Genomic DNA, 272 nt, shown 5'->3' on the forward strand with positions numbered 1-272 from the left:
TCGGTTTTTCCTTTTTTAATTCAGACAAAACAGTTTCCCATCGAAGTAACTGCAAAGCATCCATTTCCATTTCTGGATTCAAAGCCAAATCAATTCGCTTTTTATTATGAAATTGTTCTAAGATGATATAGAAAAAACTCTCAATTTCCTTCTCATCATATAACGAAGAAAGTTCTTGAATAAAGGTAGCTTTATAGACTTTTAATAACATTAGAATTTAGAATTTAGATTTTGGAATTTAGATTTTGGATTTGGAATTTGGAATTTAAATA

The 272-nt window shown here is 27.6% G+C and carries 1 pseudogene; it reads right to left on the minus strand.

The features are described 5' to 3' along the window. Window positions 1–211 (minus strand): annotated as a pseudogene (locus DIU01_RS10135) (protein-(glutamine-N5) methyltransferase, release factor-specific); the annotation flags it as partial. Between the last annotated feature and the right edge of the window lie 61 nt (window positions 212–272).

This window comes from Flavobacterium sp., assembly GCF_003525665.1.
Lineage (GTDB): Bacteria > Bacteroidota > Bacteroidia > Flavobacteriales > Flavobacteriaceae > Flavobacterium.